Genomic DNA, 15,739 nt, shown 5'->3' on the forward strand with positions numbered 1-15,739 from the left:
GGTAGGTTAGCCTACAGGGCATGCAGGACGTCGAGGAGTTCCGGGCCGAGGTCCGCGATTGGCTTGCCGACAACCTGGTCGGCGAATTCGCAGCCCTCAAGGGTCTCGGCGGCCCCGGGCGCGAGCACGAGGCGTTCGAGGAACGCCGGGCGTGGAACCAGCACCTCGCCAAGGCCGGGCTGACCTGCCTGGGCTGGCCGGTCGAGCACGGCGGCCGGGGGTTGTCGACCGCGCACCGGGTGGCGTTCTACGAGGAGTACGCGAAGGCGGACGCGCCGGACAAGGTCAACCACTTCGGCGAGGAGCTGCTCGGTCCTACGCTGATCGCGTTCGGAACGCCCGAGCAACAGCAGCGGTTCCTGCCGCGCATTCTCGACGTCACCGAACTGTGGTGCCAGGGCTATTCCGAGCCCGGCGCCGGCTCCGACCTGGCCAACGTCGCGACGACCGCCGAACTCGACGGCGACCAGTGGGTGATCAACGGCCAGAAGGTGTGGACCTCGCTGGCGCACTGGGCGCAGTGGTGCTTCGTGGTCGCCCGCACCGAAAAGGGCTCCAAGCGCCACGCCGGGCTTTCGTATCTGCTGGTGCCGCTGGACCAGCCCGGGGTGCAAGTGCGCCCGATCATCCAGCTGACGGGCGACTCGGAATTCAACGAGGTGTTCTTCGACGACGCCCGCACCGACGCCTCGATGGTGGTCGGCCAGCCGGGCGACGGCTGGCGCGTGGCGATGGGAACACTGACCTTCGAGCGCGGCGTCTCCACCCTTGGGCAGCAAATCCGCTACGCCCGTGAGCTTTCCAACCTGGCCGAGCTCGCGCAGCGCAACGGGGCCGCCGAGGACCCGTTCATCCGGGAGCGGCTGACGCGGGCGTGGACCGGCCTGCGGGCGATGCGTTCGTACGCGCTCGCCACCATGGATGTCGAGCAGCCCGGCCAGGACAACGTGTCGAAGCTGTTGTGGGCCAACTGGCATCGCGCGCTGGGCGAGCTGGCGATGGACGTGGTCGGCAAGGCCGGGATGGCGTTGCCCGAGGGAGAATTCGACGAGTGGCAGCGGCTGTTCCTGTTCACCCGCGCCGACACCATCTACGGCGGGTCCAATGAGATTCAGCGCAACATCATCGCCGAGCGGGTGCTCGGCCTACCGCGAGAGGTTAAGGGATGAGCCTGTCCGAAACTCCGAAAGAGGTTGCCGGACACGGCCTTCTGGAAGGCAAGGTGGTCGTCGTGACCGCGGCCGCCGGCACCGGCATCGGGTCGGCGGCCGCCCGCCGCGCCCTGGCCGAGGGGGCCGACGTGGTGGTGTCCGATCACCACGAACGACGGCTAGGGGAGACCGCCGACGAGCTTTCCGCGCTCGGCCTGGGCCGCGTCGAGAAGGTGGTGTGCGACGTGACGTCCACCGCCCAGGTCGACGCGCTGATCGACTCGACCACCGCGCGCATGGGCCGCCTCGACGTGCTGGTCAACAACGCCGGGCTCGGCGGGCAGACGCCGGTGGTCGACATGACGGACGACGAGTGGGACCGCGTCCTGGACGTGACGCTGACGTCGGTCTTCCGGGCCACTCGCGCGGCGCTGCGGTATTTTCGCGAGGCGTCGCACGGTGGTGTCATCGTCAACAACGCCAGCGTGCTGGGCTGGCGCGCCCAACACTCGCAGTCCCACTACGCCGCCGCCAAGGCCGGCGTGATGGCGCTAACCCGGTGCAGCGCAATCGAGGCCGTCGAGTACGGCGTCCGCATCAACGCCGTCTCGCCCAGCATCGCCCGGCACAAGTTCCTGGACAAGACCACCTCGGCCGAGCTGCTGGACCGGCTGTCGGCCGACGAGGCGTTCGGGCGGGCCGCCGAGCCGTGGGAAATCGCCTCCACCATCGCGTTTTTGGCGAGCGACTACTCGAGTTACCTGACCGGAGAGGTCATTTCGGTCTCCAGTCAGCACCCCTAACCCGCGAAGACCCGAGCGAGGCTGAAGAGACCGCCAAACTGGGTGCCGGTGTTGAAGAATCCGGATAGCGCGCCGCTGAAGACGGGGTTGAATGTGGGCATCCCGGTATTGCCGATACCCGACATCGCGCCCCCACCGATGACGGTGTTGAAGAACCCCGAGGCAAACCCGCTGGTGGCTGTGTTGTCGAAGCCAGAGATGTCTGTGCCGGTGTTGTTGAAGCCCGAGTGCGAAGCGCCGGAATTGGTGGTGAAGCCGAAGCCGGTGTTAACCAGGCCCGAATTCCATGCGCCGGTGTTGAATCCGCCTGAGTTCCCCCAGCCTGTGTTCGTGCTGCCGGAGTTCCACCAGCCGGTGTCGAAACCGCCGCCGTTCCCGAAGCCGGTGTCAAGCCCACCCGAGTTGCCGAAGCCGGTATTGACGTTGCCCCCGTTACCTACGCCGAAATTCCAGTCGCCGGCATTCCCGAAGCCGATGTTGCCGGCGCCCGCGTTTGCGAAACCAAAGCTGTTGAGGTGACCCGGCAAATGGGTATTGCTGCCCGTCGAGAAGATGCCAATGTTGCCGCTGCCGGAGTTGAAGAATCCGATGTTGCCGGAGCCGGAGTTGCCGATGCCGATGTTGCCGACTCCGGAGTTCAGCCCACCGAAACTGAATTGGTTGGTCGCGGTGTTGAAATAGGTGTTGCCGACGCCGATTTCGTTGTTGCCGGTGAGCCCGAAGCCGATGTTGTTGTTGCCGGTGTTTCCGCCACCGATGTTGTTGTTGCCGGTGTTTCCACCACCGATGTTGAAGTTGCCGGTGTTCCCGCCGCCCCGGTTCCCGTCCCCGGCGTTGCCGAGGCCCCAGTTGTTGCTGCCGGCGTTGCCGAAGCCTATGTTGTGGCCGGCGTCGGAGATCGAGGCGGGGTTGAACCCATTGCCGGAACCGATGTTGCCGTTGCCCTGGTTTCCGAAGCCGATGTTTCCATTGGCCGCAACACCATTGAAGCCGTTCCCTCCGCCGATGTTGGTGTTGCCGGTGTTTCCGGTGCCGAGGTTGGCAATACCGGTATTGCCGGGGCCCACGTTGGCGTTGCCCTTGTTGCCGATTCCGAGGTTGGGCAGGGTGGCCAGGATGTCCTGCAGCGTCTGCGCGGGCACCAACTGCGCGGCCGCCGCGGAAACGCCACCGTGGTAACCGACCATCGCCGCCACGTCCTGGGCCCACATCGCCTCGTAGTCGCCCTCGAGTTGCGCAATGGCGGGCGCGTTGAGGCCGAACCAGTTCGACATGACCATCTGCACAAGGGAATTGCGGTTGAGCTCGACCATCAGCGGCTGCACCGTCGCGGCCTGGGCCGCCTCGAACGCGCTGACCACCGCCCGCGCCTGCGCGGCCGCGCCGCCGGCCTGGGCCGCGGCCTGGCTGAGCCACCCGGTGTAGGGGGCGGCCGCGGCCGTCATCGCCTGCGCCGACGCGCCCTGCCAGCCCTGACCGGCCAGGCCCGAGGTCACCGAGGTGAACGACGATGCGGCCGCACTCAGCTCCGAAGCCAGGCCGTCCCAGGCCGCCGCAGCCTCCAGCATCGGTGCCGGACCGGCACCACTGAACATCAGCAGGGAATTGATTTCCGGCGGTAACACCGCAAAATTCGCCATCTCGGCCTCCTACCCGTTTCCGCCCGCCGCCTTGAGGCGACGTTGGTCGATATGGAATCGAGTAATCCTGCAAAGATGCTACGACCGCGGCGGCGTTGACAATAGGTTTTCGGCCCGATAGCTGCGCAGTCACTGGTCAGATGGCGCCGGTCACGCGTTAGCGGAACTGGTGACTGAACTCGGAGATGCCCGATATCAGGTTTCGAGAAGACCGAGCCGTCGCCGGTCGCCGGCTACTCGAGTTATCGCGCTAGCCGGTCAGCACGCGCGAGCGGATCAAGGCAATACCCGACTGAGGCCGAACAAGCCGGACGCGCCGGTGATCAAATTGAACATGCCGGACGCGTATCCGCTTTCGAAGGTGCCCAAGAAGCCGTTCGGGTCCGGCACGATGTGGTTTCCGATGCCCGAGACGTGCCAGTCGAAGACCGATCCGCCGGAGACCGAGTTGAAGAAGCCCGAGACAAAGCCGTTGAAGTTCGCTCCGCCGCTGGCCGTGTTGTAGAAGCCCGACACGCTCTCACCGACGTTGCCGAAGCCCGAGTTCTGCTGCCCGGAGTTGGTAGTGAAGCCGACTCCGGTGTTCGCGAGGCCCGAATTCCACATTCCGGTGTTGACGGCGCCGGAATTTCCGTCACCCGTGTTGACGCTGCCCGAATTCCAGTTCCCGGTGTTGTCGACGCCGGCGTTGCCGAAGCCGGTGTTCTGAGCGCCCGAGTTTCCGAAGCCGGTGTTGAACTCCCACGAGTTCCCGAAGCCGTTGTTTCCAAGGCCCGCGTTTCCGATGCCGATGTTATTACTGCCCGAGTTCCCGAAGCCGATGTCGTTGATGTTGCCGAGGTTGAGGGTGTTGACCCCGGTGTTGAAGATGCCGACGTTGCCGGTGCCTGAGTTGAAGAAGCCGATGTTGCCGGTACCAGAGTTCCCGATGCCGATGTTGCCGCTGCCGGAGTTCAGGCCGCCGAAGCTGAACTGGTTGGTCGCGGTGTTGAAATAGGTGTTGCCGATTCCGATTTCGTTGTTACCGGTCAGCCCGAAGCCGATGTTGTTGCTACCGGTGTTCCCGGCGCCGATGTTGTTGTTGCCGAAGTTCCCGCCGCCGCGGTTGCCGTCGCCGCTGTTGCCGAAGCCGACGTTGTTGTTGCCGGCGTTGCCCATGCCGACGTTCTGCCCGCTGGTCGGCGTCTTTCCGACGTTGCCGAAGCCGATGTTCCCGAAGCCGGCGTTCCCCGAGCCGAAGTTGCGGTTGCCGGTGTTCCCATTGCCGACGTTGTGGTTGCCGGCGTTTCCGCCGCCCAGGTTGGAGCTGCCGGTGTTGCCGTTGCCGGCGTTGCCGCTGCCGGTGTTGCCGCTGCCCAGGTTTGCGCTGCCGAGATTGCCGACGCCCAGGTTCGGCAGGCCCGCCAGCAGGTCCTGCAGGGTCTGCGCGGGCGCCAGTTGCGCGGCCGCCGCCGATGCCCCGCCGTGGTAGCCCACCATCGCCTCAACGTCTTGGGCCCACATCGCCTCGTAGTCGCCCTCGAGCTGGGCGATGGCCGGCGCGTTGAGCCCGAACCAGTTCGACATGACCATCTGCACCAGCGAATTTCGGTTCAGCTCCACCATGATCGGATGCACCGTCGCCGCTTGGGCGGCCTCAAACGCGCTGATCACCGCGCGGGCCTGCCCGGCCGCCGTAGCGGCCTGCGAGGCCGCCGCGCTCAACCACCCCGTATACGGGGTCGCCGCCGCCGTCATCGCCTGCGCCGCAGGACCCTGCCACGCCTGACCCGCCAGCCCCGAGGTCACCGACGCGAACGACGACGCCGCCGAACCCAGTTCCGACGCCAACCCGTCCCAGGCGGCCGCCGCGTCGAGCAGGGGCGCCGAACCCGCGCCAGCAAAGATCAATGCCGAATTCAACTCCGGGGGCAATACCAAAAAGCTCACGACCGTAGCCTCCTAGCTGTCCAGCCCGCCGCCGGGGCAGGCTTTAGTTGATGTGGGACACTGTTACTTTGGGGTCTAGTCCGTTCGGGATGCTCCGGCTGTGCGCACAGATCGTCGTGATACCTCGATCGGCTCCCACTACCCCGCTCACGCCACAGCAAACCGCCACGGTGGGTGAGATTACGTCTACTCCGGCGGAAGCGGGTCGTTTCGCCGAAAATGGCGCTTGCGCCGGAATCGATTGGCTGCGGGTGAGCAAGCCGTAAACGGTAGGTATTGCATTGCGCCGCAGCCGAATGGCCCGACTTCAGGCTGCGAGGGGCGGCATTTCCGGGGTTCGTGGAACCGAGCGAGCCTACAGGTTCTTCAGCAGCTGAGTGAGGCTGAAGAAGCCCGCCACACCGGTGCCCGTGTTGAAGAAACCGGTGTCTAGGCCGCTGACGAAGCCGGTCGGGAATGCGGGCGGCACTGGCCCCGTCACGCCGGTGTTGAAGAAGCCCGAGATGTTGCCGTTGAAGAATGAACCGCCGCTGGCCTTGTTGAAGAATCCCGACATGTTCCCGGGAGGCTGGAGGCCGCCGGTGGCCGTGTTGTTGAAACCCGAGACATTGGTGCCCGTGTTGCCGAATCCGGAGGTGGTGGCGCCACTGTCGGTGGTGAACCCAATGCCCGAGTTGGCGTTCCCCGAATTGAAGTAGCCGGTGTTGATGCTGCCCGAGTTGCCGTCGAACGTGTTGAAATTGCCAGAGTTCTCGTTACCCGTGTTCAAGCTGCCCGCGTTGCCGTAGCCGGTGTTTTCCGACCCGGAGTTTCCGACGCCGGTGTTGAGGAAGCCCGAATCGCCGAAGCCGAAATTCCCCTGGCCGGTGTTGCCGAAGCCGACGTTGCCGTAGCCCGAGTTGCCGAAGCCGAGGGTTTGGATCTTGCCCAGGTCGGCAGGAATGGGGTTCTGGCCCGAGTTGAAGAAGCCGACATTGCCGTCGCCCGAGTTGAAGAAGCCGATGTTGTTGGTTCCGGAATTCCCGAAGCCGATGTTGCCGCTACCCGAGTTCAGGCCGTTGAAGACGAACTGACCGGTGTTCCTGTCGAAGTACGCATTGCCGAGACCGACCAGGTTATTGCCAGTGAGGCCGAAACCGATGTTGTTGTTCCCGTTGTTGCCGGCGCCCTGGTTTCCGATGCCGGTGTTGCCCATGCCGATGTTGTTGTTGCCGAAGTTACCCATGCCGAAGTTGCCGCCGGTGTTCGGGCCGGCTCCACTATTTCCGAAACCGATGTTTCCGGCGCCGAGGTTTCCGAAGCCGAAGTTGCCGTTGCCGCCGTTGCCGCTCCCGACGTTGTTGTTGCCGACGTTGCCGCCCCCGACGTTTCCGTTGCCGCTATTGCCGTTACCGATGTTGGCGTTGCCGTTGTTGCCATTGCCGATGTTCCCGGTCGTACCGGCCTTATTGCCGATGCCCAAATTGGGCAGGGCCTGCAGGAGGTCTTGCAGGACCTGCGCGGGCGCCAGTTGAGCCGCCGCTGCCGAGGCCCCGGCGTGGTAGCCCACCATGGCCTCGACGTCCTGAGCCCACATCGCCTCGTAGTCACCCTCCAGTTGGGCGATCGCCGGCGCGTTGAAGCCGAACCAGTTCGACATCACCATCTGCACCAGAGAGTTGCGGTTCAGCGCGACGATGATCGGCTGGATCGTGGCCGTCTGTGCCGCCTCGAACGCACTCACGACTGCCCGGGCCTGCCCGGCCGCCGCCGATGCCTGCGCCGCCGCCGCGCTGAGCCACCCGGTGTAGGGGGTGGCAGCGGCCGACATGGCCTGAGCTGCCGCACCCTGCCAGGCCTGCCCGGCCAACCCGGACGTCACCGAGTCGAACGAGGACGCCGCAGACCCGAGTTCGGAAGCCAAGCCGTCCCAGGCCGCGGCCGCCTGCAGCATCGGAGCCGAACCCGCGCCAGCGAACATCCGCAGAGAATTGATCTCCGGCGGCAGCATCAAAAAGCTCATCACGCACCGTCCCTTTCAGCCCGACAGGAGAGGTAGGAGAAATAACGCTAAACCGAACGCGTAGAATCGTCTGGCGATTTACGAAACTGGATCCGATAGCGTCTGCCACATTGGATCGACTAAAAATCAGCACCGCTGCCACCGGTTCGCGCTTGCGTCGCGGCTCAAGCATTTTGGCGTGGTAGCGGCTCTCGGGAAGCGGACTTCGATTGCCAGGGTAAGCCTCGCGGCAATGGCCGCAACTGATTCATTAAAACGAGCAACCGGTCGCATTTGAAGGGCCCGGAATGGCGCTAATGCGGCCCAAGAAGCTGCCGGGTCGCCGTCGTTCCGGATGACTAGCTGTCGCCGGACAGTATGCCGCCTTGTGACAACCCCGGCGCTTCCCGTGTGCCTTCGTCGCGCCGGCCACATTGGCCGAGCAAGCGCTTGGTTGATACCCTGATCGAGTGGACCGAGTCGCCGGTCAGGCAAACAGTCGCCGAGACGAGTTGTTGGAGCTCGCCGCGACGATGTTCGCCGAGCGCGGTTTGCGCGCCACCACGGTACGCGACATCGCCGACGGTGCCGGCATCCTCTCCGGCAGCCTGTACCACCATTTCTCCTCCAAGGAGGAGATGGTCGACGAGTTGCTGCGCGGCTTCCTGGATTGGTTGTTCGCGCGCTACCGGGAGATCGTCGACAGCGAGTCCAATCCGCTGGAGCGGCTCAAGGGGCTGTTCATGGCTTCGTTCGAGGCGATCGAGGATCGCCACGCCCAGGTCGTCATCTACCAGGACGAGGCCAAACGGCTGCTGTCCCAACCCCGGTTCTCCTACATCGAGGACATGAACCGGCAGCAGCGAAAGATGTGGGTGGAGGTGCTCAATCAGGGCGTCGACGAGGGATACTTCCGGCCCGACCTCGACGTCGACCTTGTCTACCGTTTCATCCGTGACACCACCTGGGTGTCGGTGCGCTGGTATCAGCCCGGCGGACCGCTCACCGCACAGCAGGTGGGGCGGCAATATCTCGCCATCGTGCTTGGCGGCATTACCAAAGAAGGAGTCTGAAAGATGGCTGAGGCGTACGTCATTGACGCTGTACGTACCGCGGTTGGCAAGCGCAACGGCGCCCTGGCCGGGGTGCATCCGGTCGACCTGGGTGCCTATGGCTGGCGCGGGCTGCTCGACCGCGTCGACGTGGACCCCGCCGCGGTGGACGATGTGATCGCCGGGTGCGTCGACGCCATCGGGGGGCAGGCGGGCAACATCGCCAGGCTCTCCTGGCTGGCCGCCGGTTATCCCGAAGAGGTTCCGGGCGTCACCGTGGACCGGCAGTGCGGGTCCAGCCAGCAGGCCATTTCCTTTGGCGCGCAGGCGATCATGTCCGGCACCGCCGACCTGATCGTGGCCGGCGGGGTGCAGAACATGAGCCAGATCCCGATCTCGTCGGCGATGACCGTCGGCGAGCAGTTCGGGTTCACCTCGCCGACCAACGAGTCCAAGCAGTGGCTGCACCGGTACGGCGACCAGGAAATCTCGCAGTTCCGTGGCTCGGAGATGATCGCCGAGAAGTGGAACCTGTCGCGCGAAGAGATGGAGCAGTACGCGCTCACCAGCCACGAGCGCGCATTCGCGGCGATCCGCGGCGGGCACTTCGACAACGAAATCATCACTGTGGAAACCGAATCCGGCCCGTTCCGGGTCGATGAGGGTCCCCGCGAGTCGTCGCTGGAGAAGATGGCCGGCCTCAAGACGCTGGTCGAGGGCGGCCGGCTGACGGCGGCGATGGCCAGTCAGATTTCCGATGGGGCCAGCGCGGTGCTGTTGGCCTCCGAGCAGGCCGTCAAGGACCACAAGCTGACCCCGCGGGCACGCATCCACCACATCAGTGCCCGCGCCGCCGACCCGGTGTTCATGCTGACCGGGCCCATCCCGGCCACCCGTCACGCGCTGGACAAGACTGGGCTGTCCATCGGCGACATCGACACCGTCGAGATCAACGAGGCGTTCGCGCCGGTAGTTATGGCCTGGCTCAAGGAGATCAAGGCCGACTCGGAAAAGGTCAACCCCAACGGCGGCGCGATCGCGCTCGGCCATCCGCTGGGCGCGACCGGCGCCAAGCTGTTCACCACGATGCTCAACGAGCTCGAGCGCATCGGCGGCCGCTACGGGCTGCAGACGATGTGTGAGGGCGGCGGCACGGCCAACGTCACGATCATCGAGCGGCTGTAACCCATTCCGGCCGAGCGTGAAATCGGCGACGCTTCAACGGCGTGTCGCGTCATGAATTTCACACTCGGCGGCTTGTCGGTCCGGGTTGGCAGCATGACCGCATGGCGGAGCTGTTTTTGGTCAACGAGGCCTTGGCGGCGAAGGCCATGCCCGAACGGGCGATGCGGTCGTTATACGAGGTGGTCTACCCGGGCGTTTACGGTTCTGGCGGCGTCGAGCTGACCGCTCGGGAGCGAGCGCGGGCGGCGTGGCTCTGGTCGCGACGGCAGGCGGTCATCGCCGGCACCTCGGCGGCCGCGCTTCTCGGGGCCAAGTGGGTAAGCCCGGCACTGGATGCGGAGCTGATTCACGACAATAGACGTCCGCCGCGTGGGATCGCAGTGCACTCCGAACGTCTGCATCTCGCCGAGGTGGTCGAAGTCGAAGGTATGCCCGTAACAACTCCAGCACGAACGGCTTTCGACATTGGGCGGTGGACATCCTCCCGGCTGCATACTGTTCAGCGGCTCGACGCGCTGGCGAACGCGACCGGCCTCAAGATCGCTGACATCGAGCCCGTCATCGCTTCTCATCGCGGTGCCCGGGGTTTGGTGCGACTGAAAGGCGTATTGCCGCTCGTCGACGGCGGCGCGGAATCGCCGCAGGAGACGCGAACGCGGCTGGTGTTGATCGACGCTGGATTGCCCACTCCGCAGACGCAAATCAGGGTGTGCGACGAGTACGGCGATTTCGTTGCGCGCATCGACATGGGCTATCGGGAGCTGCTCGTCGGCATCGAGTACGACGGACCGCAACACTGGACCGACCCGGCCCAGCGCCAGCGCGACATTGATCGCCACGCCGCATTGCAGGACTTGGGTTGGACGATCATCAGGTTGAGCAGCGAGCTGCTCCGGTATCGGCAAGGCACATTCATCGCCCGGGTGGTTGCGGCGATGCGAGCCGCGGGCTGGCGCCCATCCCCGCCGAGCGTGCAATCTGCGACGCCCGCTCGGCGTGTCGCGTCGTGAACTGCACACTCGGCGTAGAAGTTACCGCGCCGCCAGCACCAGCGCGATCCCGCCGAGCGCGAGCAGCCAACTCGTGAAGCTGCCCACCAGAAAGTATTCGGTCACCTCGTCGATGCCGACATCCCCGTTGCGGTTCTTCTGCGCGCTCAGCTCGGGAAAACGGATGATGCCCTTGGCGGCGACGACGGCGCTGGCGGCGGCCACCTGCCCACCGACGCCCAGGCTCAGGATCAGCAGCCGTTCCATCGGGCCCAGCAGCCGGCCGCCCTTGAGCCGGTCCGACGGCTGCGGCTCGCCGGCCGGGCGCACCGCCCCGACCGAACCAAGCACCAGGCGCACCAACTGATTTCCGGTGGCGAACTGCATCAGCACGACGCCGAGGATCATCAGCAGGCGCGTGGGCGTCACGTGGCTCAGCGGCAGCTGCACCCACGCCGACCATCTCCCGACGACCCCCCCGACCGGCGAGGACCAGCCGGACAGGACGATCAGCAGCGCCAGCGCCGCGGTGAACACTGCCAACGGGGCCGCCTGCTGCCGGCCGCTGCGCTCGCTGCGCAGGCATAGCCACTCCCAGACGACTGCCGCGGTGGCCGCCACCATAAGCAGCGGAATGTCGCCGCGATGCCACAGCGCACCCAGCACCGCGCACGCCACCACCACGGCCGGTCCGGCCGCCAGCGGGGCCCACGCCGCGCGGACCGCGCGGCGGCACAGGTCGGCGATTCCGACGGCCAGCAGCAGGACCGCCACGGCGCTCACGGCAGACCTCGAAGATCCTGGGAGGCAAAGACAATCAGGTCCAAACCGTCGCGGGCCGCCCGTTGGGAGACCGCGGACGGGCTGATGCCCTCGGCCGCGGCGAGTTCCTTTTTGGTCCGGCCGGTCATCAAGCCCCTCACAATCCGCAACGATCTTTCATCGAGCGATCCAAGCAGATGGTCCCGACAAATCAGGGCTGCGTTGACGGCGCCGACGTCGGAGCGCGTGTCAGCCGCTGCCCGGAACGTCGTGCGCACCCGCGTCAATCCGGGCTGCCGCTGGGTCTCCGCCGTCTGCTGGATGGCTTCGCGCGCCGTCCACCAGCCGGGCCCGTCCTGGATTCCCGCCGCGGCGTCGAGGACGGTGACGGTGCCCCAGCCGATGCCGAATCGGACGTCGATCTGCGGCGCGAGCAGCAGGCGGACGGTCAGCGCCGCGTCGATGGCGGCGCCGAGCGTCGGGTAGCTGCCCTGGAACTCATCGCCGATGGTGAAGGCGGGCGGGTCGATCGCGCCGGCCGCGACCTGGTGCAGGGCGGCGGCCACGCGCCGATGCAGGCCGGGCCGGTCGCCCGCCCGCCTGGAACCCACCACGTCGCCGATCACCGTCGCGCGCAGTGAAGGGGATGCCTTCACCCTGGCCATGTGAAGATTATAGCTTAATTACTGTCGAAGTTAGCGAATAGCTTAATTCGCCGGCGGGTCCTCGAGCCGGAGGTATTGCCCGACGGACCAGGGCCGCTGGTCCTCGGCTCAGGGTTCTTCGACGTGCGCGGCGGCGGCCTTCAAATGGGTGATCGCGTCGCGCACGATCGAGTCGATCAGCTCGGCGCACGACGGCAAGTCGTCGAGGATGCCGGCCACCTGCCCGGAGGCCAGCACCCCGGCCTCGGTGTTGCCGTCGACCAGACCGGCCTTGAGCAGCATCGGGGTGTTGGCCGCCATCACCACCTGCGACCAGGTGAGCTCCTTGCCGTGGCGCATCGCCATGCCGTCGCGGACCATCGAGGCCCACGTCATCTGCGACATGTTCTTGAACTTCGCCGCGTTACGCACCGCCGCCGCGAAACCCCTTACCGGAGAGCCGCTTTCCAGTCTCTCCACGAGGCCGGTGCGCAACACCCGGTGCGGCATGCCGTCGACGCGCGTGGTGACGACGGTGCCGTCCAGCGCCGCCTCGAGGTAGCGCCGCTTGACCGCGTCGGGCACGGTCGAATCCGAGGTGAGCAGGAAGCGGGTGCCCATCGCTACGCCGGCGGCGCCGTAGGACAACGCCGCCGCGAGCCCGCGGCCGTCGAAGAAGCCACCCGCCGCGATCACCGGGATCCCGGTGCCCTGCACGGCGTCGAGCACCGACGGCAGCAGCAGCGTGGTCGCGACGGGTCCGGTGTGCCCGCCGCCCTCGCCGCCCTGCACGATCATCGCGTCGGCGCCCCAGCTCGCCACCTTGCGCGCGTGCTTGGCCGCCCCGATCGACGGGATGACCACCGCCCCGGCCTCTTTCAGCCGGGCGATCAGCTCTTGCTTGGGCGCCAGGGCGAAGGAGGCCACCTTCACGCCCTCGCGAATCATCAGCTCGACGCGGTCGCCGGCGTCGGCGGCGTCGGCGCGGATGTTCACCCCGAACGGCTTGTCGGTCGCGGCCTTGACCTTGCCGATAGCCGTCGCCAACTCGTCCAGCGTCATCGTCGCCGAGGCGAGGATGCCCAGCCCGCCCGCGTTCGCCGTGGCCGACACCAGCCGCGCCCCGGCCACCCAGCCCATCCCGGTTTGCACCACCGGGTGCTCGACGCCGACCAGCTCGGTCAGCGGCGTGCGCAACCTCATGACCGTATCTCTCGGTCTCGCAACGCCTTCGGGTCGATCACCTCGCGGATCAGCCGCAGCTCTTCGTCGGTCGGGAGCCTGGTCTCCTCGGCCTCGTCGAGTCCGTCGACCGCGAACGACGTGTTCTCGCGGACGTCGTCGGGGCGCACGCCGGGGTGCAGGGACACCGCCCGCATGGTGTGGTCGGGGCCGTCGAAGTCGAACACGCCGAGATTGGACACCACCCGATACGGGTTGGCGAATCTGAACGCCGGGTTGTCGGCGTCGATCTTGTCCCAGCCGATGCCGCATACGACGTCGACGGCCTCGCAGAACACCCGCTTGGAATGGTTGCCCACCCAGTAACTGGTCGAGTGGTTGATCGCGTTGCCGGGCGCGCCGCGCAGCCCGAACATCTGCCGGGTCGGGTGCTGCAGCGGCCCGAACGCCGAGATGTTCTGGTTGCCAAAGCGATCCACCTGATTGGCGCCCATCACCACGTGGCGGCGCCCCCAGGCCAGCGTCTCGAAAACCCGCCCGAACGGCATCCAGCCCTCGATGGCCCCGGTCTTGCCCAGAGCGGGGGTATCCGCCAGCAGCTGCGCCTCGCCGTCGGTCAGCAGGATGTCGGGGGAGAAGGTCAGGCGCGCCAGCCGCGCGCCGACGGAGGCCATGTTCGTCATCGGGCTGATCATGATTTCGCCGGCGTCCCTGAACAATTCGGCGCAGGCGACCGCACACACTTCGGCTCGGGTGCTGCTCACTTGGAGGCCTCCTCTGCGAATGCGCGAACCGCCGCCTGGTAGTCGTCCTCGCCGCCGGACAGATAGGTCTGGACGAACTGCCGCCAGCCGTCCTCCGTGGAGGCCGCCTCGGCGTAGTGCCGCTGAAACTTCTCGTCGCGGCCGTAATCCGGTGCGGCGGTAGTGAAGTGGGCGCCGCCCGGGGCCTCCACCACCGCGTCGACCATCATCCGGTTCACCAGCAGCGCCTGCGGGGGCACCGCCTTGACCAGCTCCTCGGTGGAGACGACGCGTTCCACCGACAGGTAGCGCCGCTCGGCCGCCATGAAGAACAGGTCGTCGAAGTAGGGGTCGATGCCGGTATAGGCGGCATTGCCCTGGCTGTCACCGAGATTGAGGTGGACAAACGCAGCGTCGAGGCGCAGGGCCGGCATGGCCAGCAGCGTCTCGTGCCCGCCGCCGGGCGCCGGGTAGGGGCTGGTCACCGTCCGCAACTCGCCCTCCCAGAAGTCCGGGACCGAACTGCCCAGCCCGGCGCGGATCGGCAGGAACGGCAGCCGCTGCGCCGCCGCCTGCAACCCACAGCGCAGCATGCCCTCGTCCATCTCGCGGGCCTCGATGGCTCCGCCGGTGCGCGCCTTGGCGAACCACGGATCGTAGAAGGGGGCGGAGTCCAGCGACACGAAGCCGTAGTAGACGCGCTTGACCTTGCCCGCCGAGCACAGCAATCCCAGGTCGGGACCGCCGTAGGTGACTACCGTCAGGTCTTTGACGTCGGTGCGCAGCATCGCGCGCACGAACGCCATGGGCTTGCGCCGCGATCCCCAGCCGCCGATGCCGATCGTCATGCCGCTGCGCAATTGCGCCACGGCCTCGTCGAGGGTGGTTCGCTTGTCGCTCACGACTTTTCGCCCTTCGTCGTGCCGGCGAACGCATCGCGGTGCTCGTCGGAGACCCCGGCGAGGTTGAGCTCGAACGTAAAGCCCTGCTCCATGCGGTAACTCGAATTGACCCGTTGCACGTCGATGAGGTTGAGCGCCTCCTTGGCGGCGCGGATGACGCGGGTGTCCTTGGCGGCGATGTCGCGGGCCACCCGCAACGCGGCCTCGTCCAGCTCATCGCGGGGCACCACCTCGTGCACCGAGCCGAAGTGGTGCAGGGTGGCGGCATCCACGGTGGCCGCGGTGAAGAACAGCCGGCGCATCATGTGCTGCGGTACCAGCCGCGACAGGTGGGTGGCCGCGCCCAGCGCGCCGCGTTCGACCTCGGGCAGGCCGAAGGTGGCGTCGTCCGAGGCCACGATGACGTCGGAGTTACCCACCAGGCCGATCCCGCCGCCGACGCAGAACCCGTTCACCGCGGCGATCACCGGCACGGCGCATTCGTAGACCGCGCGGAACGCCGCGAAGCAGCCGCGGTTGGCGTCGATCAGGGCGGTGAAACCCTCGGTGCGCTGCATCTCCTTGATGTCCACGCCGGCGTTGAAGCCGCGGCCTTCGGCCCGCAGGATCACCGCGTGGGTATCGGGATTGGCGCCGGCCGCCGTGATCGCGTCGGCGAGTTCGAACCAGCCGCGCGACGGGATGGCGTTGACGGGCGGGTAGTCGACGGTGACCGCGACGATGCCCGGTTCGATGGTGGTGGATTTGATCGTCATTGCACTTCCTGTGGGCTGACT

At 66.6% G+C, this 15,739-nt stretch carries 14 protein-coding genes; 5 read left to right on the forward strand and 9 right to left on the reverse strand.

The window, feature by feature from the left end:
* Positions 1–20 precede the first annotated feature (20 nt).
* Complete coding sequence (ipdE1, locus tag AWB89_RS17435; protein ID WP_085095864.1) at positions 21–1,169, forward strand: acyl-CoA dehydrogenase IpdE1; 1,149 nt, start codon at positions 21–23, stop codon at positions 1,167–1,169.
* Entirely contained in the window at positions 1,166–1,954 is a 789-nt protein-coding gene (gene ipdF, locus AWB89_RS17440; protein ID WP_085175351.1) for a (5R,7aS)-5-hydroxy-7a-methyl-1-oxo-2,3,5,6,7,7a-hexahydro-1H-indene-carboxyl-CoA reductase, read from the forward strand. Before ipdE1 ends, ipdF begins: the two co-directional genes overlap by 4 nt.
* Here the strand turns inward: ipdF and AWB89_RS17445 are convergent.
* The 3 genes from AWB89_RS17445 to AWB89_RS17455 all read right to left on the reverse strand — a co-directional run bounded on the left by AWB89_RS17445 (position 1,951) and on the right by AWB89_RS17455 (position 7,528).
* Positions 1,951–3,594 carry a PPE family protein gene (locus AWB89_RS17445; RefSeq protein WP_085175353.1) on the reverse strand — a complete coding sequence of 548 codons (1,644 nt, stop codon included), beginning with the start codon at positions 3,592–3,594 and terminating at the stop codon, positions 1,951–1,953. The two genes, ipdF and AWB89_RS17445, sit on opposite strands and share 4 nt — an antisense overlap.
* 276 nt (positions 3,595–3,870) lie before the next feature.
* Entirely contained in the window at positions 3,871–5,523 is a 1,653-nt protein-coding gene (locus tag AWB89_RS17450; protein WP_085175355.1) for a PPE family protein, read from the reverse strand.
* A 355-nt stretch (positions 5,524–5,878) separates the two neighbouring features.
* Complete coding sequence (locus AWB89_RS17455; protein WP_085175357.1) at positions 5,879–7,528, reverse strand: PPE family protein; 1,650 nt, start codon at positions 7,526–7,528, stop codon at positions 5,879–5,881.
* Between the two features lie 446 nt (positions 7,529–7,974).
* Between AWB89_RS17455 and kstR2 the strand changes: the two genes are divergently transcribed.
* The 3 genes from kstR2 to AWB89_RS17470 all read left to right on the forward strand — a co-directional run bounded on the left by kstR2 (position 7,975) and on the right by AWB89_RS17470 (position 10,751).
* Positions 7,975–8,577 (forward strand): TetR family transcriptional regulator KstR2, encoded by a 603-nt coding sequence (gene kstR2, locus AWB89_RS17460; protein ID WP_085095854.1) that lies wholly within the window; start codon positions 7,975–7,977, stop codon positions 8,575–8,577.
* A gap of 3 nt (positions 8,578–8,580) precedes the next feature.
* Positions 8,581–9,741 carry a steroid 3-ketoacyl-CoA thiolase FadA6 gene (gene fadA6, locus AWB89_RS17465; RefSeq protein ID WP_085175359.1) on the forward strand — a complete coding sequence of 387 codons (1,161 nt, stop codon included), beginning with the start codon at positions 8,581–8,583 and terminating at the stop codon, positions 9,739–9,741.
* Positions 9,742–9,842: 101 nt separating this feature from the next.
* Positions 9,843–10,751 (forward strand): endonuclease domain-containing protein, encoded by a 909-nt coding sequence (locus AWB89_RS17470; protein WP_085175361.1) that lies wholly within the window; start codon positions 9,843–9,845, stop codon positions 10,749–10,751.
* A 21-nt stretch (positions 10,752–10,772) separates the two neighbouring features.
* Here AWB89_RS17470 and AWB89_RS17475 read toward each other — a convergent pair whose 3' ends face one another.
* The 6 genes from AWB89_RS17475 to echA20 form a co-directional block, all read right to left on the reverse strand.
* Positions 10,773–11,513 carry a hypothetical protein gene (locus AWB89_RS17475; RefSeq protein WP_085175364.1) on the reverse strand — a complete coding sequence of 247 codons (741 nt, stop codon included), beginning with the start codon at positions 11,511–11,513 and terminating at the stop codon, positions 10,773–10,775.
* Positions 11,510–12,157: a SatD family protein gene (locus tag AWB89_RS17480; RefSeq protein ID WP_085175367.1), complete on the reverse strand. Its 648-nt coding sequence runs from the start codon at positions 12,155–12,157 to the stop codon at positions 11,510–11,512. The genes AWB89_RS17475 and AWB89_RS17480 overlap by 4 nt, the downstream gene beginning before the upstream one ends.
* A 108-nt stretch (positions 12,158–12,265) precedes the next feature.
* Complete coding sequence (gene ipdC, locus AWB89_RS17485; protein ID WP_085175369.1) at positions 12,266–13,339, reverse strand: (3aS,4S,5R,7aS)-5-hydroxy-7a-methyl-1-oxo-octahydro-1H-indene-4-carboxyl-CoA dehydrogenase; 1,074 nt, start codon at positions 13,337–13,339, stop codon at positions 12,266–12,268.
* Positions 13,336–14,082 (reverse strand): cholesterol ring-cleaving hydrolase subunit IpdB, encoded by a 747-nt coding sequence (gene ipdB / locus AWB89_RS17490; protein ID WP_085175371.1) that lies wholly within the window; start codon positions 14,080–14,082, stop codon positions 13,336–13,338. Before ipdB ends, ipdC begins: the two co-directional genes overlap by 4 nt.
* On the reverse strand, positions 14,079–14,963 hold the full coding sequence (gene ipdA / locus AWB89_RS17495; RefSeq protein WP_085175373.1) for a cholesterol ring-cleaving hydrolase subunit IpdA: 885 nt from the start codon (positions 14,961–14,963) through the stop codon (positions 14,079–14,081). The genes ipdB and ipdA overlap by 4 nt, the downstream gene beginning before the upstream one ends.
* Entirely contained in the window at positions 14,960–15,718 is a 759-nt protein-coding gene (gene echA20 / locus AWB89_RS17500) for a (7aS)-7a-methyl-1,5-dioxo-2,3,5,6,7,7a-hexahydro-1H-indene-carboxyl-CoA hydrolase (protein ID WP_085175375.1), read from the reverse strand. The genes ipdA and echA20 overlap by 4 nt, the downstream gene beginning before the upstream one ends.
* Positions 15,719–15,739: the final 21 nt, after the last annotated feature.

Source organism: Mycobacterium paraense (assembly GCF_002101815.1).
GTDB classification, from domain to species: Bacteria; Actinomycetota; Actinomycetes; order Mycobacteriales; family Mycobacteriaceae; genus Mycobacterium; species Mycobacterium paraense.

Excerpts from the sequence above, each read along its gene's own strand:
- AWB89_RS17470 (WP_085175361.1), top strand. The coding sequence starts at position 9,843 with ATGGCGGAGCTGTTTTTGGTCAACGAGGCCTTGGCGGCGAAGGCCATG.
- ipdF (WP_085175351.1), top strand. The coding sequence starts at position 1,166 with ATGAGCCTGTCCGAAACTCCGAAAGAGGTTGCCGGACACGGCCTTCTG.
- echA20 (WP_085175375.1), bottom strand. The coding sequence starts at position 15,718 with ATGACGATCAAATCCACCACCATCGAACCGGGCATCGTCGCGGTCACC.
- AWB89_RS17480 (WP_085175367.1), bottom strand. The coding sequence starts at position 12,157 with ATGGCCAGGGTGAAGGCATCCCCTTCACTGCGCGCGACGGTGATCGGC.
- fadA6 (WP_085175359.1), top strand. The coding sequence starts at position 8,581 with ATGGCTGAGGCGTACGTCATTGACGCTGTACGTACCGCGGTTGGCAAG.
- ipdC (WP_085175369.1), bottom strand. The coding sequence starts at position 13,339 with ATGAGGTTGCGCACGCCGCTGACCGAGCTGGTCGGCGTCGAGCACCCG.
- ipdE1 (WP_085095864.1), top strand. The coding sequence starts at position 21 with ATGCAGGACGTCGAGGAGTTCCGGGCCGAGGTCCGCGATTGGCTTGCC.
- AWB89_RS17445 (WP_085175353.1), bottom strand. The coding sequence starts at position 3,594 with ATGGCGAATTTTGCGGTGTTACCGCCGGAAATCAATTCCCTGCTGATG.